The organism is Nonomuraea sp. NPDC023979, assembly GCF_040639085.1.
Classification (GTDB): Bacteria; Actinomycetota; Actinomycetes; order Streptosporangiales; family Streptosporangiaceae; genus Nonomuraea; species Nonomuraea ceibae.
The window spans coordinates 48,557-72,913 of record NZ_JBEZZG010000043.1 but is presented as its reverse complement, the minus strand read 5'-3'; the positions used below and the strand labels follow the sequence as shown (position 1 = coordinate 72,913).

26 protein-coding genes, 1 tRNA gene and 2 pseudogenes are annotated in these 24,357 nt (G+C 64.7%); 17 read left to right on the top strand and 12 right to left on the bottom strand.

Features of this window, described 5'->3' with window-relative positions:
• The first annotated feature begins 66 nt into the window (after positions 1-66).
• Positions 67-1,245, top strand: a complete 1,179-nt coding sequence (locus AB0G11_RS43620) for an ATP-binding protein (RefSeq protein ID WP_246646578.1) — start codon at positions 67-69, stop codon at positions 1,243-1,245.
• Positions 1,242-1,934 (top strand): response regulator transcription factor, encoded by a 693-nt coding sequence (locus tag AB0G11_RS43615; protein WP_357592766.1) that lies wholly within the window; start codon positions 1,242-1,244, stop codon positions 1,932-1,934. Before AB0G11_RS43620 ends, AB0G11_RS43615 begins: the two co-directional genes overlap by 4 nt.
• A 70-nt stretch (positions 1,935-2,004) precedes the next feature.
• On the opposite strand, the gene AB0G11_RS43610 is transcribed toward AB0G11_RS43615, so the two are convergent.
• On the bottom strand, positions 2,005-2,583 hold the full coding sequence (locus AB0G11_RS43610) for a copper chaperone PCu(A)C (RefSeq protein ID WP_308126136.1): 579 nt from the start codon (positions 2,581-2,583) through the stop codon (positions 2,005-2,007).
• A 241-nt stretch (positions 2,584-2,824) separates the two neighbouring features.
• On the opposite strand from AB0G11_RS43610, the gene AB0G11_RS43605 reads away from it, so the two are divergent.
• The 4 genes from AB0G11_RS43605 to AB0G11_RS43590 all read left to right on the top strand — a co-directional run bounded on the left by AB0G11_RS43605 (position 2,825) and on the right by AB0G11_RS43590 (position 4,621).
• Positions 2,825-3,307: a CarD family transcriptional regulator gene (locus AB0G11_RS43605; RefSeq protein ID WP_043624891.1), complete on the top strand. Its 483-nt coding sequence runs from the start codon at positions 2,825-2,827 to the stop codon at positions 3,305-3,307.
• Between the two features lie 17 nt (positions 3,308-3,324).
• Positions 3,325-3,786 (top strand): 2-C-methyl-D-erythritol 2,4-cyclodiphosphate synthase, encoded by a 462-nt coding sequence (gene ispF, locus AB0G11_RS43600; protein ID WP_219515735.1) that lies wholly within the window; start codon positions 3,325-3,327, stop codon positions 3,784-3,786.
• Positions 3,787-3,946: 160 nt separating this feature from the next.
• Positions 3,947-4,243 carry a GlsB/YeaQ/YmgE family stress response membrane protein gene (locus tag AB0G11_RS43595; RefSeq protein ID WP_357592764.1) on the top strand — a complete coding sequence of 99 codons (297 nt, stop codon included), beginning with the start codon at positions 3,947-3,949 and terminating at the stop codon, positions 4,241-4,243.
• A 96-nt stretch (positions 4,244-4,339) separates the two neighbouring features.
• Positions 4,340-4,621, top strand: a complete 282-nt coding sequence (locus AB0G11_RS43590) for a GlsB/YeaQ/YmgE family stress response membrane protein (RefSeq protein WP_219515705.1) — start codon at positions 4,340-4,342, stop codon at positions 4,619-4,621.
• A 55-nt stretch (positions 4,622-4,676) separates the two neighbouring features.
• Here AB0G11_RS43590 and AB0G11_RS43585 read toward each other — a convergent pair whose 3' ends face one another.
• Complete coding sequence (locus AB0G11_RS43585) at positions 4,677-5,738, bottom strand: hypothetical protein (protein WP_357592762.1); 1,062 nt, start codon at positions 5,736-5,738, stop codon at positions 4,677-4,679.
• Between the two features lie 60 nt (positions 5,739-5,798).
• On the opposite strand from AB0G11_RS43585, the gene AB0G11_RS43580 reads away from it, so the two are divergent.
• From AB0G11_RS43580 to AB0G11_RS43565, 4 genes are all read left to right on the top strand, one after another.
• Positions 5,799-6,185 carry a PPOX class F420-dependent oxidoreductase gene (locus tag AB0G11_RS43580; protein ID WP_219515679.1) on the top strand — a complete coding sequence of 129 codons (387 nt, stop codon included), beginning with the start codon at positions 5,799-5,801 and terminating at the stop codon, positions 6,183-6,185.
• A gap of 21 nt (positions 6,186-6,206) precedes the next feature.
• On the top strand, positions 6,207-7,604 hold the full coding sequence (cysS, locus tag AB0G11_RS43575; RefSeq protein ID WP_357592760.1) for a cysteine--tRNA ligase: 1,398 nt from the start codon (positions 6,207-6,209) through the stop codon (positions 7,602-7,604).
• Between the two features lie 18 nt (positions 7,605-7,622).
• Positions 7,623-8,585, top strand: coding sequence for a 23S rRNA (guanosine(2251)-2'-O)-methyltransferase RlmB (rlmB, locus tag AB0G11_RS43570; RefSeq protein WP_357592759.1), 963 nt, complete (start codon positions 7,623-7,625; stop codon positions 8,583-8,585).
• Positions 8,586-8,606: 21 nt separating this feature from the next.
• Positions 8,607-8,679, top strand: a tRNA-Thr gene (locus tag AB0G11_RS43565).
• A gap of 199 nt (positions 8,680-8,878) precedes the next feature.
• On the opposite strand, the gene AB0G11_RS43560 is transcribed toward AB0G11_RS43565, so the two are convergent.
• Both AB0G11_RS43560 and AB0G11_RS43555 read right to left on the bottom strand, forming a co-directional pair.
• Positions 8,879-9,274: a helix-turn-helix domain-containing protein gene (locus AB0G11_RS43560; protein WP_357592757.1), complete on the bottom strand. Its 396-nt coding sequence runs from the start codon at positions 9,272-9,274 to the stop codon at positions 8,879-8,881.
• Positions 9,275-9,644: 370 nt separating this feature from the next.
• Positions 9,645-9,800, bottom strand: a pseudogene (locus tag AB0G11_RS43555) (site-specific integrase); the annotation flags it as partial.
• 48 nt (positions 9,801-9,848) lie between these two features.
• Here AB0G11_RS43555 and AB0G11_RS43550 point away from each other — a divergent pair.
• A complete protein-coding gene (locus tag AB0G11_RS43550; RefSeq protein WP_357592755.1) occupies positions 9,849-10,025 on the top strand; it encodes a hypothetical protein in 177 nt (58 codons plus the stop codon).
• Positions 10,026-10,335: 310 nt separating this feature from the next.
• On the opposite strand, the gene AB0G11_RS43545 is transcribed toward AB0G11_RS43550, so the two are convergent.
• The 3 genes and pseudogenes from AB0G11_RS43545 to AB0G11_RS43535 form a co-directional block, all read right to left on the bottom strand.
• Positions 10,336-10,920: a DUF6461 domain-containing protein gene (locus AB0G11_RS43545; RefSeq protein ID WP_357592753.1), complete on the bottom strand. Its 585-nt coding sequence runs from the start codon at positions 10,918-10,920 to the stop codon at positions 10,336-10,338.
• A 39-nt stretch (positions 10,921-10,959) separates the two neighbouring features.
• Positions 10,960-11,742, bottom strand: a pseudogene (locus AB0G11_RS43540) (transposase family protein).
• 152 nt (positions 11,743-11,894) lie between these two features.
• Entirely contained in the window at positions 11,895-12,428 is a 534-nt protein-coding gene (locus AB0G11_RS43535) for a hypothetical protein (RefSeq protein WP_357592751.1), read from the bottom strand.
• Positions 12,429-13,439: 1,011 nt separating this feature from the next.
• Between AB0G11_RS43535 and AB0G11_RS43530 the strand changes: the two genes are divergently transcribed.
• The 3 genes from AB0G11_RS43530 (at position 13,440) to AB0G11_RS43520 (ending at position 15,668) form a co-directional block, all read left to right on the top strand.
• Positions 13,440-14,102: a DUF6879 family protein gene (locus AB0G11_RS43530; RefSeq protein ID WP_357592749.1), complete on the top strand. Its 663-nt coding sequence runs from the start codon at positions 13,440-13,442 to the stop codon at positions 14,100-14,102.
• Between the two features lie 58 nt (positions 14,103-14,160).
• Positions 14,161-14,982, top strand: a complete 822-nt coding sequence (locus AB0G11_RS43525) for a Scr1 family TA system antitoxin-like transcriptional regulator (protein ID WP_357592747.1) — start codon at positions 14,161-14,163, stop codon at positions 14,980-14,982.
• A 308-nt stretch (positions 14,983-15,290) separates the two neighbouring features.
• Complete coding sequence (locus tag AB0G11_RS43520; RefSeq protein ID WP_357592745.1) at positions 15,291-15,668, top strand: hypothetical protein; 378 nt, start codon at positions 15,291-15,293, stop codon at positions 15,666-15,668.
• Positions 15,669-16,024: 356 nt separating this feature from the next.
• Here the strand turns inward: AB0G11_RS43520 and AB0G11_RS43515 are convergent, their stop codons facing one another.
• Positions 16,025-16,225, bottom strand: a complete 201-nt coding sequence (locus AB0G11_RS43515) for a hypothetical protein (RefSeq protein WP_357592743.1) — start codon at positions 16,223-16,225, stop codon at positions 16,025-16,027.
• Positions 16,226-16,413: 188 nt separating this feature from the next.
• The gene (locus AB0G11_RS43510; RefSeq protein ID WP_357592741.1) at positions 16,414-16,695 is read right to left on the bottom strand and encodes a hypothetical protein; all 282 of its coding nucleotides are present in this window, start codon (positions 16,693-16,695) and stop codon (positions 16,414-16,416) included.
• A 345-nt stretch (positions 16,696-17,040) separates the two neighbouring features.
• Here AB0G11_RS43510 and AB0G11_RS43505 point away from each other — a divergent pair, with 345 nt between their 5' ends.
• Positions 17,041-18,330, top strand: a complete 1,290-nt coding sequence (locus AB0G11_RS43505; RefSeq protein WP_357592739.1) for a hypothetical protein — start codon at positions 17,041-17,043, stop codon at positions 18,328-18,330.
• 417 nt (positions 18,331-18,747) lie between these two features.
• Here the strand turns inward: AB0G11_RS43505 and AB0G11_RS43500 are convergent, their stop codons facing one another.
• The 3 genes from AB0G11_RS43500 to AB0G11_RS43490 all read right to left on the bottom strand — a co-directional run bounded on the left by AB0G11_RS43500 (position 18,748) and on the right by AB0G11_RS43490 (position 22,391).
• Positions 18,748-19,296, bottom strand: coding sequence for a hypothetical protein (locus tag AB0G11_RS43500; protein ID WP_357592738.1), 549 nt, complete (start codon positions 19,294-19,296; stop codon positions 18,748-18,750).
• A gap of 236 nt (positions 19,297-19,532) precedes the next feature.
• Positions 19,533-22,031 carry a hypothetical protein gene (locus AB0G11_RS43495; protein WP_357592736.1) on the bottom strand — a complete coding sequence of 833 codons (2,499 nt, stop codon included), beginning with the start codon at positions 22,029-22,031 and terminating at the stop codon, positions 19,533-19,535.
• Between the two features lie 9 nt (positions 22,032-22,040).
• A complete protein-coding gene (locus AB0G11_RS43490) occupies positions 22,041-22,391 on the bottom strand; it encodes a hypothetical protein (protein ID WP_357592734.1) in 351 nt (116 codons plus the stop codon).
• 677 nt (positions 22,392-23,068) lie between these two features.
• Here AB0G11_RS43490 and AB0G11_RS43485 point away from each other — a divergent pair.
• The gene (locus AB0G11_RS43485; protein ID WP_357592732.1) at positions 23,069-23,380 is read left to right on the top strand and encodes a hypothetical protein; all 312 of its coding nucleotides are present in this window, start codon (positions 23,069-23,071) and stop codon (positions 23,378-23,380) included.
• A 310-nt stretch (positions 23,381-23,690) separates the two neighbouring features.
• Positions 23,691-24,299 carry a DUF6461 domain-containing protein gene (locus AB0G11_RS43480; protein ID WP_357592730.1) on the top strand — a complete coding sequence of 203 codons (609 nt, stop codon included), beginning with the start codon at positions 23,691-23,693 and terminating at the stop codon, positions 24,297-24,299.
• Positions 24,300-24,357: the final 58 nt, after the last annotated feature.

The window sequence follows — 24,357 nt, the reverse complement described above, 5'->3', positions numbered from 1 at the left end:
GGAAAGCCGGGTTCATCCGCAGGTGAGAGGGGTGTGCTCGGCGTGGCGCCGCCTACCATCGAAGACATGAGTGAGATGGCCATGAGCTTCGCGGCCCTGGCCGGCTTCGTCGTGGGGGCTCTCGCGGTGCTGTTCTACCGCAATCAGATCGAGGCGCCCAGCCGGGCCGGTGCGGCCACCGACAACGACCCCGGTGCGCTGCCGCAGGGCGTCGCCTCCGTGCTGGCCGTGCTGCCCTCGTCCGCCGTGGTGCTCGACGGCCAGGATCGGGTGCTGCGCGCCAGCTCGGCCGCTCGCGCGTTCGGGCTGGTCAAGGGCGACCGGCTGATGGCGGCCGAGCTGCTCGCGCTGGCGCGCCAGGTGCGCCGCGACGGCGAGATCCGGGAGACCGAGATCGACGTCGCCGGGCACAAGTTCGGGCAGGAGACCACCAGCTTCGCGGTGCGCGTCGCCCCGCTCGGCTCCTACGGGCAGGTGCTCGTCCTCGCCGAGGACCAGACCGAGTCCCGCCGGGTCGAGGCCGTGCGGCGCGACTTCGTGGCCAACGTCAGCCACGAGCTGAAGACCCCCGTGGGCGCGCTGAGCCTGCTCGCCGAGACGATCCAGGACGCCGCCGACGACCCCCAGGCCGTCACCCGCTTCGCCGGCCGCATGCAGCACGAGGCCGCCAGGCTCACCTACTTGGTCCAGGACCTCATCACGCTGAGCAGGATCCAGGGCGCCGAGGCCATCCCCACGCCCGGCCAGGTCTCCATCGACGAGGCCGTCCAGGACGCCATCGACTACTGCAACACCAGGGCCGGGGCCAAGGACATCACGCTCGTCTCCGGCGGCACCGAGGGGCTGCGCATCTGGGGCGACGACGAGCTGCTGGTCACCGCGTTGCGCAACCTCATCGACAACGCGATCGTCTACAGCCCCGAGCACACCCGCGTGGTCATCAGCGCGCGGCCCGCCGGCGACAGCGTCGAGATCAGCGTCAGCGACCAGGGGATCGGCATCTCCGAGGAGCTGCAGGAACGCATCTTCGAGCGCTTCTTCCGCGTCGACGCCGCCCGCTCCCGGGCGACCGGCGGCACCGGCCTGGGCCTGGCCATCGTCAAACACATAGCCGCCGCGCACGCCGGCGAGGTCTCCGTCTGGAGCAAGGAAGGCTCCGGCTCGACCTTCACGCTGCGCCTGCCCGCCTTCGGCGGGACGGCGCTGCCCGCACCACCCTCGATTCCCCTGGAGACGGTCAGATGACCAGAGTTTTGGTCGTGGAGGACGAGGAGTCCTTCTCCGACGCCCTGTCCTACATGCTGCGCAAGGAGGGGTTCGAGGTCTCTGTCGCGGCGACCGGGCCCGAGGCGCTCGACACCTTCGACCGCAGCGGCGCCGACCTGGTGCTGCTCGACCTCATGCTGCCCGGCCTGCCCGGCACCGAGGTGTGCCGCTCGCTGCGGCAGCGCTCGAAGGTCCCGGTCATCATGCTGACGGCCAAGGACAGCGAGATCGACAAGGTCGTGGGCCTGGAGCTGGGCGCCGACGACTACGTGACGAAGCCGTTCTCCTCGCGTGAGCTCGTCGCCCGCATCCGGGCGGTGCTGCGCCGACAGGGCGACGTCGTGGAGGAGCTGGAGACCGCGGTGCTGGCCGTCGGCCCGGTCCGGATGGACGTCGACCGCCACGTCGTGGCCGTGCGCGGCGAGCAGGTGCAGCTTCCGCTCAAGGAGTTCGAGCTGCTGGAGGTGCTGCTGCGCAACGCCGGCCGGGTGCTCACCCGCGGCCAGCTCATCGACCGCGTCTGGGGCGCCGACTACGTGGGCGACACCAAGACCCTCGACGTGCACGTCAAGCGCCTGCGCGCGAAGATCGAGGCCGACCCGTCCAACCCGCGCTGCATCCTGACCGTGCGCGGCCTCGGCTACAAGTTCGACGCGGTCGAGGAATAGCCGCATACAACACGAAAACCTCTGTTTCCAGTACGGGATCCCGTACTGGAAACAGAGGTTTTGCCGTGTCTTAGTGCGCCTCTTCCGCGGGCGCCGACGGGGTGGGAGTGGGCGTCGGCGGAGGGACAGCGCCGGGGACGGCCGGGTACTGGGCGAACTCGCGGCTGCGCGTGACCACAGGGACGTTCATGGAGACGACGCCGGCGTTGGCGAACTGGAGGTCCAGGCGGATGCTCTCGCCGCCCCTGAGGGCCCTGGAGAGGCCTTCCAGCATGATCTGGGGGCTCGGCTTGCCCGTGTCGACGAGCTGGTTGCTCGGGAGCTGCACGGGGGCGGCGAGCTTGGCCGTGGCGGCGTTGCCCGCGCTGACGGCCTGGAGGCTGTCGGGAGTGCCCGAGGAGTTGAGGATGTGCAGGTAGACCGGGGCGGAACCACGCCAGGGAATCTGGCCGCCGGAGTCGGGGCCGAGAATGAACGCCTGAGGGATGTGGACGGTCTGCTTTCCGTAGCTGCCCTGCTCGATGAGGGCCGCTCCCTCGACGGGCGCGTAGGGCTTGTTGGTGTTGGCGTCGAATCCAACCGAACAGCCGGCGAGTACGGGGGCAGCCAGGAACGCGGCGGCGGCGACAATCCAGCGACGGCTGGTCACGGGCGGGTTCTCCTTGGGTCTCGCGCGTGCGGGATGGGCAGCGCCTACCATATCGATCCGATTCCATGGTCATATCCGCACCCCCGCAGGTCATTAGCCATGTCCGGATATGCGATTCATACGCTTGACCGCTTGTCAACCCCCAATATGCGGCTTTGACCTGCAGTTATGATGATTTCACTGTTCCGGGAGCCTGTGGATGCGTGGTACCCTGGAGTACAGCGGAAGGGGTACTTGTCACATGACTTTCCAGGTCGGCGACACTGTCGTCTACCCCCACCATGGGGCTGCTCGGATCGAAGCAATCACGAAGCGATCCATCAAGGGTGAGGAAAAGACCTACCTGGTGCTCAAGGTCGACAAGGGCGACCTTACCGTCCAGGTGCCAGCCGAAAACGCAGAACTCGTCGGTGTGCGCGATGTTGTCGGTCAGGAAGGCCTTGAGCGGGTTTTCGACGTCCTGCGGATGCCGCACACGGAAGAGCCGACCAACTGGTCTCGCCGTTACAAGGCCAATCTTGAGAAGCTCGCTTCCGGCGATGTGAACAAGGTCGCCGAAGTCGTTCGCGACCTGTGGCGGAGGGACCGCGAGCGCGGCCTGTCCGCGGGGGAGAAGCGCATGCTCGCGAAGGCTCGCCAGATCCTGGTCAGTGAGCTCGCGCTCGCGGAGAAGACCAACGAGGACAAGGCGGAAGCCCTGCTCGACGAGGTTCTCAACTCCTGAACACGAACATTCCACGGGTGGGCGTCGGTGTCGACGTCCACCCGTTCGCATCCGGCCGGGAGCTCCATCTCGCCGGCCTCCACTGGCCGGGCGAGACGGGGCTGTCCGGCCATTCCGACGGCGACGCCGCCGCCCACGCGGCCTGCGACGCCCTGCTGTCGGCGGCCGGGCTCGGCGACCTCGGCGGACTGTTCGGCACCGCCGACCCGCGCTGGGCCGGCGCGTCCGGCGCCGCCCTCCTGGAGGAGACCGCGCGCCAGGTGCGCGCCGCCGGGTTCGAGATCGGCAACGTGGCCGTCCAGGTGATCGGTAACCGCCCCAAACTCGCCCCCCGGCGCCAGGAGGCCGAGAAGGCCCTCAGCGCCGCTCTGGGGGCTCCTGTGAGCCTCAGCGCGACCACCACGGACGGGCTCGGCCTCACCGGGCGCGGCGAAGGCGTCGCGGCCGTCGCGACGGCGCTCGTCGTCGACCGTTCCTGAGACAACCGTTCCTGAGACTCGCGCGTCCTCTCTGCCGGGGTGTCCATGGGCGACGGCGGCCCGTCACTGGCGCGGTACGGGCCGCCGTCTTTCAGGGGTAACTTCACTTTTGCCGGGTAGGCCCCCTTGAGACATGTGAACGTCTCGGGGGGAGTCACACATGATCGGCGCGATTGTTTCCGCTGTAGTCATCGGGGCCATCGTCGGAGCACTGGCCCGGCTGCTGGTGCCCGGCAGGCAGAACATGTCCATCGGTCTGACGCTGATCGTCGGCATCGTGGCGGCCCTGCTCGGCACCCTGATCGCCCAGATGTTCGGCTGGGCCGACACCAGAGGCATCGACTGGATCGAACACCTGCTCCAGCTCGCGCTGGCGGTGATAGGCGTGGCCATCGTGGCCCGCATGGCGACCAGCGGTCGGCGTGGCGGCCCCGGAACCGGCCGCACAACCGCCTGACCTGCCGATTCTTTACCGTCGCGCATATTCGTCGTGTCACGGGTAGCCACCACCCCGTGAGGATGAACGGCTCACCCTCACGGGGAGGTTTGTGACATGACAATCCAATCCATCCTTGGCGCCATCGTGATCGGCGCCGTGATCGGCGCGATCGGTCGTCTCCTGCTTCCCGGCAGGCAGGCCATCGGGTGGATCCTCACCATCGTCGTCGGCATCGTCGCAGCCCTCGTCGGCACGCTGATCGCTCAGGTGCTCGGCGTCGAGACGACCTCCGGCATCGACTGGATCGAGCTCGTGATGCAGGTCGTGCTCGCCATCGTGGGTGTCGGCCTGGTCGCCGGGCTACGCCGCGGCAGCGGCAGCGGACGAAGCATCTGACGCCGCCACGGTTTCTCGCGGGCCCGTCCGGTCATGCCGGGCGGGCCCGTTCCGTTCACTCCTCGGGCGGGAGCGGGGTGCTGCGCAGGCGGCCCGACGGGGCCTCGGCCTCGGCTCGGGTGACGACGGGATGGGGGGCCGTGTCCTCCAGCGCGTCGCGCTCGTCGTCCTTCGACTGCGGGTCGGCGGCCTCGGGGCCGTGCGCGGGATCGGGGACGTCGGCGACGACCGGGACGGGCTGCGTGTCGGCGTCCTTGCCGGCGGCCTTGGGGTGGACCAGCACGTCGGTCGGCTTGACCCGGTCGCCCCAGCGCACCGGACGGCGCGGCTCCTCCTCCTGTGGCTGCAGGATCTCCGGAGGAGCGGCTTCCACGGGTCGCCGGACCTCGGGCTCCTGGAGCTCGGGCTCGTCGGCCTCGGGCTCCGTGGCTTCGGGCTCCGGGGCCTTGGGCTCCTCGGCCTTGGGCTCCTGAGCCTGCCAGTGGGTCACCCGCTCCGAGATGGGCGGGGTCTCCGGGGCGGGGGTGGGGCCGACGACCGGCGTGGGCTCCAGCCGGCCCCGCGGCTCCTCGGCCGCCGGCGCGGCAGCCTGCTGGAGAGCGGCCGGGGCGGTCTCAGGCGTGATCTCGGGGGCGTTCTCCGGGGCCCGGTGGAAGGGCACGATGTCGTCCTCGTCCGGCCGCTCGTCGGCGCCGGACGTCCGGCGATCCTGTACGTGCTTGATCAGCAGCAGCCACAGCCACAGCGCGACGGCCAGCATCACCCACGGCGCGATCGCCACGCCGACGGCCGTCGGCGCTACCTGGAACTCCACCCGCAGCGCCACCGCGGCGTCCGCTGCCGCCGCGGCCACGAGGAGCAGCACCAGCACCACCGCCGCCTGCACGCGGACCAGCGTCCGCGCCGAACGCAGCAGCAGCACGCCGATCAGCGCGACCACCAGGAGTGCCGCGAACCCGGCCGGGTAAAGGTAGGCCAGATCCGGCCTGGCCTCGCCGCGCACGGCGAGAGCCCTGAGGTCGTCGAACGAGAGCGCGCAGGCGGCCCCGGTGAGGGCGGCGACGGCGAGCCCGGCCAGGGCGATGCCCAGCCGGCGGAGCGTAGAGGGGGGAGTCACGTCCATGGCGGTCTCGAGCCTACAGAAGAATGACAGCCCGGACCGATCTGGAGGAGCGACATGACCGAGCTCACCGAGGAAGCGCGCAAGCTGCTCGACGCGCCCAACTTCGCCACGGTGACCAGCGTCAACCCCGACGGCTCACCGCAGTCGACCGTGGTGTGGGTGCGTCTGGACGGCGACGACGTGCTGTTCTCGACCGTCAAGGGGCGCCGCAAGCCGCGCAACTTCGACCGCGACCCGCGCACCAGCCTGCTGGTGATCGACCCCGACGACCCGTACCGATACGTGGAGGTCCGGGGGCGCGTGACCATGGAGGACGACCCGGAGGGCGCGCTCATTCAGGAGCTGTCGCAGAAGTACACGGGGGGGCCGTTCCATGACAAGCCGGGCGCCCAGCGGGTGATCGTGCGTATCAAGCCGGAGAAGGTCACGCTACGGGGGTGAAGAGGCGTTAGCCTTGCCTTCGTGAGCTTGCACCTTTACGACACCGCCACACGCGCCATCCGCGAATTCGTACCGGTCGAAGCCGGCCGGGCGTCGATTTACCTGTGTGGTGCCACCGTGCAAGCTCCGCCGCATATCGGACATATCCGGTCTGGCGTGAACTTTGACGTGCTGCGCCGGTGGATGACACGTTCCGGTTATGACGTGACTTTCTGCCGCAACGTCACCGACATCGACGACAAGATCATTCGGGTGGCGGCCGCGGAAGGCGTGCCCTGGTTCGTCATCGCCGAGCGCAACCAGCGGGCCTTCACCTGGGCCTACGACACGCTCGGCTGCCTGCCGCCCACCGTCGAGCCGCGCGCCACCGGGCACGTGCCCGAGATGATCGTGCTGATGGAGCGCCTCATCGAGCGCGGCCACGCCTACGCCTCCGGCGGCGACGTCTACTTCAACGTCCGCTCCTACGAGGAGGACTACGGCAAGCTCTCCAACCAGCGGCTGGAGAACATGCGCCCCGCCGCCGACACCGAGGACGAATCGTGCAAGGGCGACCTGCGCGACTTCGCCCTGTGGAAGGGCGAGAAGCCGGGCGAGCCGACCTGGCCCACCCCCTGGGGCCCCGGCCGCCCCGGCTGGCACCTCGAATGCTCCGCGATGGCCACCAAATACCTGGGGCCGACGTTCGACATCCACGGCGGCGGCATCGACCTGATCTTCCCGCACCACGAGAACGAGATCGCCCAGTCCCAGGCGGCCGGCGACGGCTTCGCCCGCTACTGGATGCACAACGGCATGCTCAAGATCGGCGCCGAGAAGATGAGCAAGTCGCTGGGCAACTCGCTGCTCATCCCGGACATGGTGCAGAAGGTGCGCCCCGTCGAGCTGCGCTACTACCTGGCCGCGCCGCACTACCGCTCCTCCATCGAATACTCCGAGGAGGCGCTGCGCGAGGCCGCCGCCGCCTACCAGCGGATCGAGGGCTTCGTCACCCGCGCGGCCGAGGTCATCCACGACGTCGACGCCGACGCGCCGCTCCCGCAGGCGTTTGCCGACGCGCTCGACGACGACCTCGGCACCCCGCAGGCGCTCGCCGTCGTGCACGAGGTGGTCCGCGAGGGCAACGTCGCGCTGGCCAAGGGCGACAAGGAGGCCGTCGCCCGCCTGCTCGCCGAAACCCAGAACATGCTCGACGTCCTCGGTCTCGACCCCCGTTCGCCGCAGTGGCGCTCGGCCGGCTCCGACCTCAAGCCGGTGGTCGACGCCCTGGTCGCAGTGGCCCTGGAGCAGCGCAAGGCCGCCCGCGCCCGCAAGGACTACCCGGCGGCCGACGCCATCCGCGACCAGCTCGCCGCGGCCGGCATCACCGTCGAGGACACCCCCCACGGTCCGCGCTGGGAGCTCAGCCACCAGGCGTGACCCGTTACCCTTGGACGCATGGCAGCTGGTGGCAGGGCGTCGGGCAGGCCCGCGAAGAAGAAGGGCCCCTCGAAGGGCACCGGTGGGCAGGTACGGCGCGGTCTGGAGGGACGCGGCGCGACCCCGCCCGCCGAAATGCGCCACTGGTACAAGGACAAGGCCAGGGCCGAGCGCATCGCCCGCGAGGACCGCGGCGGCGGCGGACGCCGCCCGGCCCCGCGCGCCAAGCGCTCCGAGGACGCCCCCGAGCACATCGGCGGGCGCAACCCCGTCCTTGAAGCGCTGCAGGCGGGCGTGCCCGCCAACGCCCTCTACGTCGCCCAGCGCATCGACAACGACGACCGCGTACGCGACTCCATCAAGATCGCGGCCGAGCGCGGCATCGCCCTCCTCGAAGTCACCCGCGACAAGCTCGACAGGCTGACCGAAGGCGCCGTCCACCAGGGCGTGGCGCTCCAGATCCCCGCCTACGACTACGCCCACCCGTCGGAGCTCGTCGAGCTGGCCCACGACGCCGCCGAGACGCCCCTCATCGTGGCCCTCGACGGCGTCACCGACCCGCGCAACTTGGGCGCCATCGCCCGCTCCGCGACGGCCTTCGGCGCCCACGGCCTGCTCGTCCCCTCACGCCGCTCGGCCGGCGTCACCGGCGGCGCCTGGAAGACCTCGGCGGGCACCCTCGCCAACCTCCGCGTCGCCCGCGCCTCCAACCTGACGGCCGCGCTGCGCGAATACCGCGAGGCCGGCCTCTTCGTCATCGGCCTCGACGGCGAGGGCCGCGTCGACATCGGCGACGTCGACCTGCTCGGCGAGCCGCTGGTGGTCGTCGTCGGCTCCGAAGGCAAGGGCCTGTCCCGGCTCGTACGCGAACAGTGCGACGTGGTGGCCCGCATCCCGATGGCCGCCGCGGCGGAGTCGCTCAACGCGGGAGTGGCCGCGGGAGTGACGTTGTACGAGGTCGCTCGTCACCGACGTGGTTGAGCGTCTACACTGGTAGGCCGTGCCGACGTAGCTCAATCGGCAGAGCATCTGTCTTGTAAACAGAAGGTCAGGGGTTCGATTCCCCTCGTCGGCTCTGCAGCTCAAAGGCCCCTTCCACCATGTGGAGGGGGCCTTTTCGGATCTCATACAGCAGCCGGATACAGCAACGGTCACTGCCTGCGGCTAGCAGGCTCTGCCATCACGGTCGCGCCGTTGACTATTCGCCTGCACAAACTCTGCATCGTCAGCGCGCTGTGACTGAGTTATCGGTCCGAGTGTCTTGGACGCAACCATTAGGGACGGACGGTGATTTCGACCGCTTCGATCTTGATGAACCTACCCCCTTCTCCCCGCGGAGGCGTTTCGGACGACACTTCGTGAGGCCAGCCGCCGGCCGGCTCGAAGACGATCTGCCGAGACTCCTGCCGCCAGCGCTGCACGGTGGAGGGCTTCCAGTAATTGCGCCTCCTCCACTTGTAGTCTGCCTTCGGAAACCTCTTGCGGGAGATCATGCTCGCCAGACTGGTGGGCTTAATAGACAGCTCAGCCGCGACCTGCTCAGTGGTAAGCCATCCGCCTTCTTCGAGGAGAGGAGGGCGCTCGACAAGCGCACTCGGGTCGATGGAACGCCGCCGGACGGTGCGGCGCTGGTAGATCTTGTGGCCGCACTTCGGGCACTGGACAACCATCTGGAGAGTCTCCGTTCTTGATCCTTCGGAGGGTGTTGTGGCCCCGTGGGAGAAGTTGTATCTCCAGTGCTGACAAGGGCAAAAGGGTTGCCCAACTGTGCATGCCTGAACTTGCTTCCCGGCAATCGCTACGAGAAGTCACATATCGGTGTATTCCTGCGGATAAGCCCCTGTTGCTGGTTCATAACATCGTTCACCAGCCACGGAGCAGGGCCCCTGGGTTCATGAGGCCCTGCTCGTGGAGTAGGGATTAGCCGTGCAGGCTCTGGCTGAGCTTGTCGAGAGCCTTGCGGGTCTCCAGACTTGGGATCTGGGTGTAGACGTTCATGGTCACGCTGATCTGTGAGTGCCTGAGGATGCGCATCGCCACGCGCGGATGGACGTCGAGGGCGGCCAGAAGCGAAGCGCAGGTGTGCCGGGTGTCGTGGACGCGGATGCGCGGGACACCGGCGTTCTTACAGTGAGCCTCGAAGGCGCGATTGAGATTTCGCGGTTCGATGGGTGTGCCGTACTTTGTGGTGAACACCAGGGCCGAGTCGTTCCACTTCGTACCAGCCTTTTCGCGGGCCTCGTCTTGTACTTCGCGACGCTGCTTGAGCGCCGAGATACAGAGGCCCAGAACATGGTGGCCGCGAGCAACGCAGGAACTCGCAGCATCGCCTATGCCAACGAGCCGGGAAAGGCTGACAGCCTCATCCAGGCGGGGGCCGACGCGGTCACCGACAGCATGGCCGAGCTGGCGCGTCAGTAGCAGTGAGGGGCGGTGCGTGATTCATACCTTCCCTACGTCATCAAGCCGCCGCCCGATGGGCGGCGGGCGGCCGGGCGGTCCGGGCGGGCGTGCGGCCTCTCCGGGCCGGTCCCGCCCGGCCACCCCGCCGCGCAATCGGACGCAGGCAATCGATTAGTGAGGCAGCCGCACCGTACTGAAGCTTTTTCATCCTTATGGCTGGGTATAGCGATCCGTGCGGAACGGTGCCCCAGTGAATCTCGGGGGAGCTTGCAGCGGTGTGATCCACCGGCTGCGACTGGCCCAAGGGGTCACAGACGATGGATCCTGCTCACCTTGGTTCGGGGATGACTCCGCACAGGTAGGTGGACCCCTCCAGCAGTTCCGGTGTCAGTGTGATGCCGGTGAGATGCTCGGCGAGGAGGAACGCCGGCCCGTCGCTGGGGTAGAGGTGTCTGTAGTCGGCGTCGATCCGCTGCATGGTCTCCATGACCTCGTCCGGCACCTCTTCCGAGTAACCTTCATCAGCGATGAAGCGGAACCGGATCTTTCCATCTTCGCTCCAGTAGAAGTACTCGACGCCTTCGACGTCGCGGAAGTGGGAGACGAGGCGGGTTCCCGTCGACAACGAAGTGATGACTTTTTCATCGGTGCCGAGCCCGCCGTTGGGCTCAACGATGAACACCCAGTCGCCTATGGTCGTGGCGCCGAGAAACGCGGTGTCGTAGCTGTTCCTGTGGCGAGTCTCGATCAGCTCCTCAAGCGTCATGGGCGTGAAATCCTCCGGCTGGCCACCGAGCCGGACCACCAGTTGCTCGGGTGCCAGGCCGCGGACGGAGGTGAAGCAGTAGGCCTCCGCCAGCTCGGGGCAACGCTCGTAGGAGAACCAGGCATAGTCGCCAGGGGTCGCGATCATTTCGTCATGCTCGCAGTGCCGACCGACACAATGAACCCTTCATCCTGAGTAGCGGCCCTCTTCGACGAGCTGCAGCACAAGAATCGCCTGCACGAGTGCGGTCGCGCGATGCGGGCAACAGCGCAGCTTGCTCAGCACCCTCCAGCACTTCAAGGTCGCAACGGCACGTTCGCCGATGGCCCGGATACGGGCGTGAGCGCGGTTGACGTCCCGCTGTCCGTGTGACAACCAGGGACGATGGCGATGCCGCTTGAATGGCGTCCTGATCGTGCCGCCTGCGCCTTGATAGCCCTTGTCCGCGAAGGTCTTCACGCCGACGCTGGTCAAGACGTCGACCAGGCCGACGCCCCGTGCGGCAGTCACGTCGTGGGTGGCGCCCGGCAGCGCCGGTGAGGCCCACACCAGTCGGCCCACGGGATCTGCCAGCAGTTGCACATTCACCCCATGCTGCTTGTGTTTGCCGCTGTAGTACGGTCGCTCGTCGGCGAGGCGGTCGATGGGGATGAGGGAGCCATCCAGGATGGTGTAGGCCAGCCGGGATGCGCGCTCGACGGCGGCGTGCACGTCGTCGGCCAGGGCGGCCAGGAGATCGACGGCTTCGCGGATGTAGCGCCAGGCCGTAGTGGTGCCAATAGCGAAGCCGCCGGCTAGGCGGGCATAGGTGTCGCCATTGCGCAGGTGGGCCAGGACCAGCAGCGCTTGCTGGGCCGGGTCTAACTTCCGTCACCGGGAGCGGCGTTCGGCACGCCGGGTGCGGATGAGTTCGGCCAAACGAATCAGGGTGTGGTTGGACAGTGGAATCGAGGCACGGTAAGACAGCAACGAAGCTCCCGGTTTGGGCATCGGATCTTGGTCGACTGCTGTCTTACCGGGAGCCTCCTCTCATTCGCCACCGCTCTCCGTGAAGCCACGCTGGCCAGGGCCAGCAGGTTGGAAAGACCTCACTCTTCCCGACGGAACAGATCTGCACAGGATCAGCTATCAGGGGCATGAGCCTCTAGAACCAACAGATGCCCCGACGTGTTCTGCCGGTGGAGGGCGTCGAAGAGGGCTAAGTTCGACGAATCAAGTTCTTCATTGAACCCCTCGGATGACGCCGGTATGTAGCTAGATAGCGGCTCAACAGCTACCGATACACCGCTCCACCTGCCCGATACCAGGCGTGTCCGCCAGGAGCTCGCCGGGTCTGTGACCTTCCAGCCACGTCCCTGGAGATGCCCCAGCGCTCTATCTAGGGCATCGCGGAAGCTTGAACCACCGACATCGACCACGATGACGTCCGAGATGTCGGTGTGGCCGTCCCAATACCATTCTGTCGTCGTCGCTCCTAGCACCTTTCCCGTTTCACGCAACTCGGCGATCACTTCGGATGGGGCTCGCGATTCACCGGGGAAGAATTCGGAGCGGCAGCCTGAAGAAAGCAGGATAGCGAGCACAAAGGCCATGGTCAGGCCGAGAGCTTGAGGCGGCCGTTTCAACGTCAGAAGGTTGGTTAAGAAGGCTCTCATGGGGTGTCCGTCGTTTCCTACTGGGGTGGTGTAGCGAGCCAGTCTCAATAGCCAGAACCGTGCACCGCTCCAGACATCATGATCTATGGAGCCAGGTCCAGCCAGATCGTACAGTCAAGAGCATGCCTCCGGCGGGAGCACTCCGGCACCGAGGTGATCGCCACACGGCCCTTGCCGTTGATGGGTGGCTGGGGGGCTGATCACCTCGCACACCATCGACTCAGGCAAGCCCAGCAGACCGGCTCCTCCGTATCAAGCTCGGCTCTGACCGTTGGCATCGAATGATCGAGGAACGGCGACCGGCAAACGTACACGCTAAGCCGAGCTTGACACTCCGTCCCCGGCCCGCTGCCGCTACGCGGTGAGTCGACGGCGTACGAGGTGATCAGGAAGTGGAAGGCTCCTGTTCGTCGTCCCCTTCCAAGTCAGAGGGCTGGTGGTGGGGCACTGCCCACCAATGCTCGCCTTCAAAATCTGGTGGCGGAGGCATTAGGTTGAAATCCAGGGGAGATGTTGGCGAGTCGGGGAAAATAGTCCCCTTGTTATTCTTTCGTCCTATTCGGGTCGCTATGGAGGCCACGTCGATTGACGTGTAGATGGCTCGTGCGCCCGAAATGGATAAATTTGCAGCATCTGCTAACGATTTTAGTCTATAGGGTACCGGTCGCACAAACTCTCTGCCATATGCGATTAATAGCCTGATCTGCTGCTGTATGTCCTCTTTCTGGGCGGAGAGCTCAATCAATCGTGCTAGGACGGGATCGTGCACGATGGCTGCATGTGTGGGGCTCGACGCGTTCGTTGGCCTTCGAGGTATTGCAGCGGTGCACGCTTCTTGAGGATCGCTTGACGGCAACGCTGAGTGCGTTCAAGCTCACGGACTGCATGGGTCGCCACCAGGAGCATCTCAAAGCGAGGGAGTAGGACGTGGCATTGGACTTCGCGGGAATGGACCCTGACTCTCCTAAGAACGAGTGCCCAGCCGTCTTCGTTGACCCGGAGACTGGTGACATGTACTTCCAGGGCAGGACCGTCACCGACCCGGCCGTCCTGGACCGCATCGCCCAGGACTCGCCAATCGCCGCCGACGAGTCCGTGGTCTGGCATCCCGCGCGCATGGCCCCGATCGTGATGGACGCCGTCAGCGGTACCTACGAGCGGAACAAGCAGGGCCCCGGCCTCCCGAGCTTCGAGCGGATGCTGGAGAACGCCGAGCGCTCCGCCGTGCACCTGGAGATGCGCGACACCTACGACACAACGGACCCCGGTTTCCTGAAGTGGCAGGAGGACGGGAGCACTGACTACGAGTGGGACGACTGGGTCGAGCTGATCGGCGCGGCCGTGGCGCGCGGAGTCAAGATGCGGCGCCTGCGGATCGTAGCGGAGCCGGTGAGCGACTACATCCGATGGGAACACGCCATCAGCTATGGCAACGTCAAGGCCGGGGAAGAGCTGCGCTGGCTGCCCAGGCGGCAGGCGTACGACCTGATGCTGCCCGGGGCCGACTTCTGGATGTTCGACCAACGGATCGTCCGCTACAACTTCAACGCGGGCGACGGCCGGAGCCTGCGGCAGTACGAGCACGTCAGCGATCCGCGCAGGGTCGCTCAAGTCGTCGGAGCGTTCGAGATGGCGTGGGAGCGAGCCATCCCGCACGAGGACTACCGGCCGTAGAAGACTCGCGTTGCCTTCGTCCACCTCTTCCTCCAGCGTCCAAGCGGCCCGCCGGCGCTTGGCAGACCAGCTCCGGGAGATCCGGCAGGACGCCGGACTGACCGGGCGCAAGCTCGCGGAGCTGGCCGGTTGGCATGGCGTGTCGAAGGTGTCGAAGATCGAGCACGCCGTACGGCCCATCACCGCCGCCGATCTCCGGGTGTGGTGCCAGGCATGCGGGGTGTCCGAGGATCGTGAACGGGAGCTGCTGGCCGAGCTGCGCGACGTGGCCGGAATGTGGGTCACGTACAAGCAGCTCAACCGGGGCGGCCTCAAGCGGGCCCAGGAGTCCGTCCGCGAGGAGTACGAGCGCGCCCGCCTCATGCGGGCCTACCAGACGAAGGTCATCCCCGGCCTCCTGCAAACCGCCGCCTACACCACGGCAGCGCTCACCCAAATCCGCATGGAACAGGGGGTGGACGTGGACGACGTCGCGGCGGCCGTGGCCGAACGGATGGACCGGCAAGGCTGCCTCCGGCGACGAGACGCCCGCTTCTTGTTCCTCCTGGAGGAAGACGTCCTCTGGTATCGCCCCTACGCCGACGAGGTGCACGCCGAGCAGTTACGGCACCTGCTGGACGCGATGCGCCGGCCTTCCGTGTCACTTGGCATCATCCCTCGCACGATCCATCGACGCGGCGTGGCCCCGGACGAGTCGTTCGACATCACCGACGAGGAGTCGGTGACCGTCGAGCTGGTGTCCGGCTACCTGACGATCACGAACCCTTCCGAGATCGCCATGTACCTGAGGGCGTGGGATCGGCTGCACGGCCTGGCGGTCGTCGGCGACCCAGCGCGACGCCTGATCCAGCAGGCGTTAGAAGCCCTGCCGAACGAGTAGTGGGCAAACCCCGGCAACTTCATTGAGCCTGGTAGAGCTGCGTACTTACCGTCAGTGCGTGCTCCCCGTACAGGCAGTGAGAAACCCGATCACGACCCAGTTTCCGGGTGCCGTTCGTCATCGGCTACACCGGCGACGTCGTACGGCAGTCGCTCACGTTCGTGCCGCGCCCCGGAGGCTGGAAGCTGAGCTACGACAACCCGAGAGCGAGTAATTAGGCGTACGGAGTGCTCCGGCTTCGGCAGAACTCCAAGCGCGTCGGGCGGCCGGACTTCACGACGGTGAACACGCGGCGGCAGTGGCGCTGTATGACCAAGCGGCTGTGTCAGGTGTGCGCCCGGTCAGCGGTGGACCCGGAGACGGGCCGGATCTCATGGCTCCTGTCATCCGAGGAGGACGACCACACCCGAGACGGTTTCACCAACGCGCCGCCGACATGTAAGGCGTGCATCCCCGAGGCGATCACCTATTGCCCGCACCTCCGGCGGAACGCCTTGGTGGTGACCGCAGGCGACTGCATCCCGTACGGAGTCCGCGCCGATCTGTTCCTGCCGTTGCTGCCGACGATGGTCCCGTACGAGCGCAACGCGATCATCCTGCTGAGCGACGCCGATCGTGAACTGGCGCTCGCTCGCGAACTCCTGGTCCGGCTGAAGGACGTACGGCCCGCCCGGATCAAGCGGTGAGTGAGTGACGTACCGGGTGACGACGAGGGCGCACGAGCCCGGATGCTGGCGAACATCAACTGACCGTTCGCCCAGCTCAAGGCCCCTGTACGCCCTGGTGTAGATCATGCGTGAGGGCTTTGAGATCAAGAGGCCAAGGAGCTGGCTGTACAGCAGCGCATACAGCAACGCCGTCTTACTGGATCACATGCCATCTCTCTGCGATCACCATCTGAGCAGGGCGGGCATGCGTGGACGGGGCTTGTGCCCTGCCCTTGTAAACAGAAGGTCAGGGGTCCGATTCCCCTCGTCGGCTCTGCCGCTCGAAGGCCCCTGAACAGGCGTAATGCTGTCAGGGGCCTTGCGCTTTCTGATCTTCAACCGGTGCTTTCGGCATCTGTGGGAGCCACCTTGGGAGCCACCGGGGTCTGTTTCCCCAGGAGGGCGCTGGAGATGGCTTCCGTTGCTGCGCGCCGATCACCTTCCAGCAAGTGTCCGTAAACGTCCTTGGTAATCGCGATGCTGGCGTGGCCGAGCACTTCGGACACGACGTGCAGCGGTGTGCCTTGCGCGAGCATGAGCGACGCGCCGTTGCCGGAGCGGAGCCGTACAGGCAACCCGGCAGGCGGCCCAGCGACCGGCCTGGGAAGGTAGCCGCGGGGGCGCCGCTGAGGCCGCCTGCCGGAGATGGGAGGCGCGGCAAGGCGTGAGCGGCGGTCCGTTCCCTCCCGGCTGGACCCATCACTCCGCCTTGCCGCGCCTGTCTTCACCTGGCGAGGTACTCCGCCAGGACGTTCGCCGCGCCTTCCGGATCGCTGGTCGGATGGCGCTTCTCGGCGTTCTGCCACGAGTAGTAGGTCCCGCCGTAGCCGACGAACACCCACACCGGCAGACCCGGGTCGGGGCGATGCACCATCAGCGCGGTGTTGCTGTCGCGTAGCTCGGCGTTGACCCCGAGGCTTACGAGCCGATCCCGCAACCGGATCAGCGCATTGGCCTCTTCCCTTTCGGAGGAAAGCTTGCCTACTGCCGCCATGATCGAATTCATTTCGCGCTCCCTTCGGCCCGGCCGCTTCCGAGGCAGTCGAGACACTCCCGCTCCCTGCTTGAGAACTCATCTCTGTCGCTGTCACTGATGAGAAGGGCACGGCGCGAGTTGCGCAGCTTGACCCCAAGCCCCCGGCAAGCCGGGCAAGGCCATGTCTCACTCTTCTCATCAGGCCGGATCACCGTCGCCATCTCCTCGTTCATCCGGCGTTCCCTGTGGCGGGAAGCCGCGTGACGTACCGTGGTTGATTGATGACAAGTCCACCGGCAACCGAGTTTCAGCAGGCCCCCTGAACGGCCCCCTTGTTCCCCCTTTCGAGCCCCCAGCCGGGAGGAAGGCCCGCAGATGCCCGACTACGTCCCGAACGTGCGGCTACGCGCCTGGAGGAATGAGCAGCGTCTCTCCCGCTGGGAGATGGCCGAGAGAATCAACGCCACACCAGTCGGCGTTGCTGAGCGCTTGGCGTGTGATGAGGAACGAGTCCGGCGCTGGGAGGCCGGTGAAGTCCGATGGCCCCGTACGCCCTACCGGCTGGCCCTCACTCAACTGACCGGTCTGGAACCGGAAGCACTGGGGTTCTCGCAGAACAGGCAGACAGGCAGTCGCCTCATCGAGGCCCAGGTTATGCCGGTCGATGCGCTGCGGGCCGAGGCCGAGTTGTACGGGACCATGGAACTCGCCCAGCAACTTCAGGCGTCCGACGTGGGGACCGGAACCTTGGAAGCCCTGGCCGAAGCCGTCGATCTCCTGTGTCGTGCCTATCCGGTCGTGCCCGCAGGCACACTCCGAGACCGTACACAGAAGCGCCTCGCCCAGATCAACCACCTACTCGCCGGACGCCTCACCCTTGATCAACATCGCGAACTGCTGGTGATCACCGGATGGTTGACCGCCCTGCTTGGCTGTGTGCACTACGACCTGGGGGAGAGGGAAGAGGCCGAGACCGCGCGACGGACCGCGTTCGAGATGGGCCGCCAGGTCGGGCACGGGGAGCTAGTGGGCTGGGCGCATGAGATGTCCGCGTGGTTCGCCCTGGTCGAAGGCCGTTACGAAGATGTCGTGACCGCTGCCCGGATGGGGCAGGCAGTGGCCGGCACCAGCAGCGCCATGGTTCAGCTTACGTTGCAGGAAGCTCGCGGCCTCGCCCGGATCGGAGACCGTCGCGAAGCCGATCGCGCTCTGACCCGCGGAGCCGAAGCGCTCGGCAGCCTGCCCATGCCCGAGCACCCGGACCATCACTTCGTGTTCGACCATGCCAAGTGGGTCTTCTACGCTGCCACCTGCTACACCTGGCTTGCCGACGACGACCGCGCCGAAGAACACGCCCGCGAAACCATCCAAATGCACACCCGACCAGACGGCACTTCCAACGCACCCATGCGCGTTGCCGACGCCCACATTGACCTCGGCATCGTCCACGCCCGGCGCGGCGACCTCGACGCGGCCGTTGACGCAGGGATGGCCGCATTCGACTTTGACCGACGGTCCCTCAGCGACCTCGTCAACCGCGCCGCAGATCTCGACCGCCTGCTACGGCAGCGCTACCGGCGAGAAGCCCTTGCCGAACAGTTCCACGAGCGATTCGTGACCGCCCGCAGAGCCCTCACCAGCCACCGTCCCGATCTACTCGACTGACGTGCTGTGCTCCGTAGGCGTCGCATTGCCGAATTGTTCTTGTAGGTATCAAGCGGCGGCGCGGCGCGCCGCCGTACCCCCGGCCCGCCGCCCGCCCGCCGTCCGGGCGTGCGGCCTGGGGGCCGGTCCCGGACGGCGGCGGGACACCGGGCCGGCCGCCGCACGCGAGCCCCGCCGTACCAACCGAACCCACCGACCGGGGTTGCCACGCCGCCGCACAGATACAGCCCTACGATCGCCACTGTATGGCTGGACGCCGTACGTGCTTGGGGGCGATCGATGATCCGTGCTTCGTTCCTCAGCACGGCTCACCGAAGAGCGTGGCTGAGCACAGCTGCCATACAGGTAGGTAGTGCAACGGCCACCAGTATCTACCGCGCTGGCGACAGTGCTTGCCCACGACAGCACAACAAAACGTCATTCATCTTGCCTCGGTATTGAGGCCTCGGGAAGCGGTGCCGCAATATCCGGCCTCCCAGAGAAGTTGGATAGGCGAGCGACTTGTTCCGGTGTACCGAGGAGAGATAGTGCATGTTGAACGATATTAAGGAGATCCTTCCGCCCGCCCTCGGAGAGATTGCTCAAGAAATCATGCAAGATTTGCGCAACAGCGATCCAGCGAGACTCTGGATGCCATTCATTCACTTGCTGTACTAGGCGATCAAGGTTGATGTTTGCCGAAGGCCCACCGATGCGCGGAGATAGTTCGAACATCGCATAAATCTGGGCCGATGCCGGATCTTTGAGTATCTCCTCGCGCAGAAAGTCGGCACGCCCTTTTGCTTGACGGCGCGCTAAGTCGTCCAGCTCATGCTCGCGAAGCAAGCGCTCTAGTTGCATAGCAGCATCAATAGTGTCTTGATCGACGCTTAGACTCACGTGAGCGCCAAAAACCTCAATACCATCAGCCACGATGGGAAGCTTGATCCGAAGAGCTGCTTCGATATCCTCCTCGGCGGCATGCACTCGTAATACCGAGGCTTGCCCACATGTATTCTCCATAAGCGCTCGTAGCGCGCGCGCCACTGTCCTAGGCGAAGATGTTTTGCTTCGGTTATCTATCGAACGTCGCCAGTCGGCTCGAATTGCTGCCGTGAATGCCAAGCCCTTATTTCGGCTGGGAAACCGATCAGAATAAGCGTATTGAAAAGTTGGTTCTACTGGCATGCGGGGCACGGAGCGCCGAAAGAAGCTGCGAGCCACTACGGCGCCTTGCCAAGGGTACTGTCTGTCATATTCATCTGCCGGGACATCTCGGTCCGTAGATCGTGATCGATAAGCTGGGATAGTCGAGAGTACAGAGCTTCGCGCACGTCACGCTGCTCGATGGCTCCTTCTTCGTACCACTTATAAACGTAAGTACGCAGAAGATCGCGTCGCCGCTGAGAGTCCTTCCCATCTACGGCTCTTCGCAGAGCATCTATTACGATGTCACGTATAGCCTCTCCGTCCAGGGCGGCGTTCATCCATAGAGCGACAGCCTTTTCGGCTTCTCCGGACTCTTCTATCGTTGAGTCATGATCAAGAACGGCACTCCAACCGTAAGAAAGCATCTCTCCCGTAGGGGCGAAATCGCCTTCGTCGCTTCTCTCGAGCAGGATTGGCAAAGCCGAAATTTGACTCGTAGCACCTGCGAGGACTCCGAATGCACGTCGGCCGGCAAGTGCGTTGCTGTCCTGACTTTTGCACCATGCGATTATGTAGCCAAAAAGCGTTTGTCGAACTGAAGGGTCTGCCCACAGATTGCGTACCGCCGTGCGGAGCGCAGCGACCACATCCGGATCTTCGGACTCTCCAGCGTACTTCAAACGCCGTAGAGCTTTTCCTGTGTGCACTCGGCCGAACTCACCGGAGCAGACAGCGACCACTGCTTTTTGCAGCGCGGGCTTCTTGGTCTTGGACCAGTCGAGGAGCATTTTGTGTATATATGGGGCGCTAGCGTCTCGTATTGCTGCCGAGGCAAGAATTGCAATGAGGACGCCCCACAAGCGTTTCATCTTGGTATCAGTAGAACTGACTTCGTACCACGCTTCCGCGAGCATTCGCAGAGGATCCGGTCTGCGATGCCTTACAGCCCAACGTAGCGCGAAAGCACCAATCCGTTCAGCCAACGCTTCTCGTTCTGCTGGGGTGATTGTCTCCATAACTCCTTGAGGGTCTTTACGCGGAGCCTCGGCTAGCCATTGAAGGAATTGGAGACGTGCAAGCGGACGATCGATCCAGAAGTACTCGAGAACTGCATCGTCCCAGCCGGGACGACCGAACGTGATAACCGCATTACCTGTCAACTCGGCATCAACGGCATCCACCAACTCGACTACGCCTGGTGCCATTTGTCCTGCGATCTTTATTTCTCCCTCACCGAGGGTCTCGCAGAGAACGGCTACCTTGGCGTAGACGTGTGCTACCGGGGCGCCACGGAGAACAGATGCCGCCAGGAGAAAGTTTCGTTCGAAGCTCGTTCGCCCACGCTGTTTGTGCCAGTCCAACAGCTGCTCGCGCCAATTTCGTCGAGCTGCGACTACTGAGAGGACCTGCCGTCGATAAGCCTGACCATCTTCGCTGTCATCATCCTGTTTACGCGTGAGTGCCTGCAGCGACGGCAGCGTATTCACATCGGCACGAGATGCTTTCAGTATCAAATCGACGATCTGTAGGGCGTCTAGTGGCTTGGCGCCCTCGAAAAGTTCCGCTATGTCGGGGTCAGCCATCCATCGCGCCACAGGGAATGAAGGCTCTTCAGCGGTCAGCCAGTTAGATGCAATATCTTTTGCTCGTGCGGGCTTAAATTTCGGCGCAATGCCATCAGGTGAACTGATGCATATGCGGCGCCACTGCTCGGGCTCAGTTAGAACTATTAGTCGGTTATCACGTTTGCTCAGTTCGCGAGACAGAGCGGAAATCCGGCTACCGAATCGATCGGATACCTGAAAATTGCTCTCCTCTTCGTCGGCTGGAAGCTCTAGGAGAAAGCCTTGCCTACTCTCGTGAGGCAATCGTTTCACGGGAAACTCTTTTGATCCGCCAAAGGAAATCTCGCGGACCCCGTTGATGTCTCCGTTGAAGTACAACCGTGCCAGTAGAGCATGAGCTGTAATGGTGCGACCACTGCTCGGGGAACAATTGAGTACGAGTACTGACCCGGGGTCGCGGAGGCAGTCATAAAGCATCTCGAATTCATCTGGGGGTGCAAAAACAAGTCGCACCGCATCAAGATATTCTGCTTCGATTTCTGAATGATCAACGGTATGCTCAAAGACCTGTTTGAGTGCATTCATCTCACCGAAGTTAAGTAGCGCCTCCTGGCGAATATCGGTGAGGCGGGCGCGTAGCAACTTCCTGAGTGATTCCTCTTCCTCTGGACTTCGGTACCCTAGGCGAGGGTATATATGACGCTCAGTGGAACTACCCTGATCTGGCCCCTCTTCGTTCAAGGTCGCGCTTTCATGTTCTGGCTCATCTGCATCGCGAGAGGCGATACCAGGATCAGAAATAGATGATGACTCAGATTCGTTTTGAAATTGCCATCCGTCATGGGCCGGCTGCCCAGAAAGGCTGGACGCTGACGTGGCCGTAATCGGTCTATCTTCCTGCGGCTCCGACTCGCCGTGAGTGTCATAAGTGGCGTCGCGTGAATTAAGTCTGAGGCGTGTTAGCCAATTATTGGAAGGCTTTTCCTCGCCCTCGCTGTCGTGATTCACTCGTCACCTCTAGCCGATGGGTCCGTCGATCTCAATGCCCGTCATTTCTCCGCCCTTGGCTATCCGCTTTCCGGTCTGTTCGACATTGATATGGGTAGCGCCGGAGACGCTTCTTGCCTTGATTCCACGCTGTATGCCGCTAACCTCGTCGGACTTCATGGTGACCTGCAGGCTCGGCCCTGCGGGCTGCTCGTCAGCGAAGATCAACTCTCGGTCGTAGGCAAGTTCGAGGATGGTTCTGAGGTTGCCCAGAGTTTCACGTAGCTTCTCGTCGTCCCCGCGTAGCAGCTCCGGATGGTCGAGATAGACGCTTAGCGTTCCGGCCGAACGCTCCAGAAACTGTACTTGCTCTTCAGTCAAAGACTCGCTGTGAACTGTAAGAGTCTCAGAAGAGCCCTCGATAGTGTCCGGAAGGTCAGGCGCTATGCGACCAGCCCGGCGATCCAACACAGCTCCGATGCGGTTGTAGATGAATGTGATGGTGGCGGTTAGGGCTGCGCCTGCAAGAACGGGGAATGATAGTGGGTCGACCATTGAAAGCCTCTGCAGTCGAAGGTGTTGGACCGTTCTATGTTTGCTATGGGTCGATGCTCGTGATGCCTAGGGAGCGGGGGATGGGGGACACGATACTTCGCTCGTCTGCGTTCAGGAAGACTAGCTGTAGAGAATCAGACGGCTGCGCGATTAGGTCCGGCTGATTCCCGGTGGGATGTTGGTCCGGAAATAGGCACGATGGGATACGGTTCGGGGGCGGTGTCCGGCCTGCCTCTCGCCCAGCTTGGGAACCGTCACCGTGCCGCTATGGAGGGTCGTGCGCGCTTCCTCGAAGGGCGGTGGTCGCAGCGGGTGTAGGCCCCTTGGCCTACGCGCCCCTGCGGGCGTGCCCGTTGCGTGCCCGTTCAGACAGCGATCAGTGGGGAGTCACGGGGACTCGGCGGCACTCAACTCACGTACGCCCAGGCCGGTGTTTCCCCAGGTCAGAACTCATGATCTTGAAAGGCTTCCCAAGCTGACAGTCCCCTCCTACTCTCGTCCTCATGACATCACCGCGTGAGCTACCTGCCGACGTCGCCCACGTGCAGGACATGCGAGACTTCGCCGCCTACCTGGAAATCATGGCGGACGACGTCGACGCCGATCGTGCCGACTGGGAGCGGCAGCGCCGCGAGGGCAAGCAGTTCGTCGATGGGCGTTGGAGCAGTATGTACGTCGGCGATTTTCTCAGAACGTGGGCGGCCTGGCTTGCGGACGGCTGTCTTCGCGAAGGGGCTCCGTTCAAGGACGACGTCGACCCGCTGACATGGCAGTCGCTTGCCCTTCAGATCCACGTCGCCCACCTGTACGAGTAGGTCTCCGTGGGAGCCACCTTGGGAGCCACTCAAACGGACGATCATGAACTGAGGTGAACAGGGCTGAACAGCCGGAGGGTGGGTGACCAGCGTGGCGAACGTGTCCGAACGCCCATGAAGATCGTTTGGGGACCTTGTAAACAGAAGGTCGGGGGTTCGATTCCCCTCGTCGGCTCGCAGCTCAAAGGCCCTTCAGGATGATCCTGGAAGGCCCTTGATCTTTGTGCAGCAGCTTCGTACAGCAACCTCCCCGACTTCTGTCGGTCCTTCCTGCCACGATCTTCCCTTGCCGTAGTCGATGGAGGTCCGTGTGGTTGAGGATGAGGTTGCGCACGAGGCATACCTGCACTACAGGCGGTTGCTCGATGGCAGCTGGATGGGAGAAGCCATCTGCTGGACGGTGTTCGTGCCCCACAACGGATCTGCGCTGGGTCTTGCGGAGATCGGTGAACGGGTGAGCGGGACGGGGCAGTTCGAGATCCACGAGACGGACACCTTCGAGCATGAGGAGGTGTTCCTCAACCTGTCGGATGACGCGCCCTGGGGGATGCTCGTCGATCGCTCGGATCGGCACGTCGCGCTCTTCGAGTACAACGGATTTCAGGGCGTCTATCCACCGGTTCTTCCCCGGCTGAGCGCGGGTGGGCGAGCCTACAGCGCATGCTGGAACGTCAATGCCACCAATTCGATCGGCTTTGCCGTTGACGGTGAGATGGTGTTCTCCTTCAACGGCATGTACGCCGAGGAAGCAACGGAGCTGCACGGTTGGCCGCAGGTGCAGGCCGTCCTTCCCTACTTCGATTGGCAGAAGGGGGAAAGCTGGCGGGCGGCCGCTCTAACCGCCATCGAACTCGCCACAGGAGTGAGGCTGAGTGAGGAGTGGGTTGGCGAGGCGCCGTTCTTCCTGATGGGCCGATAGAACCAGCTGGGCTGGCCGCTATCGAGGCTGGCGTTCAGCCGGTCAAGAGCCTTTCGGG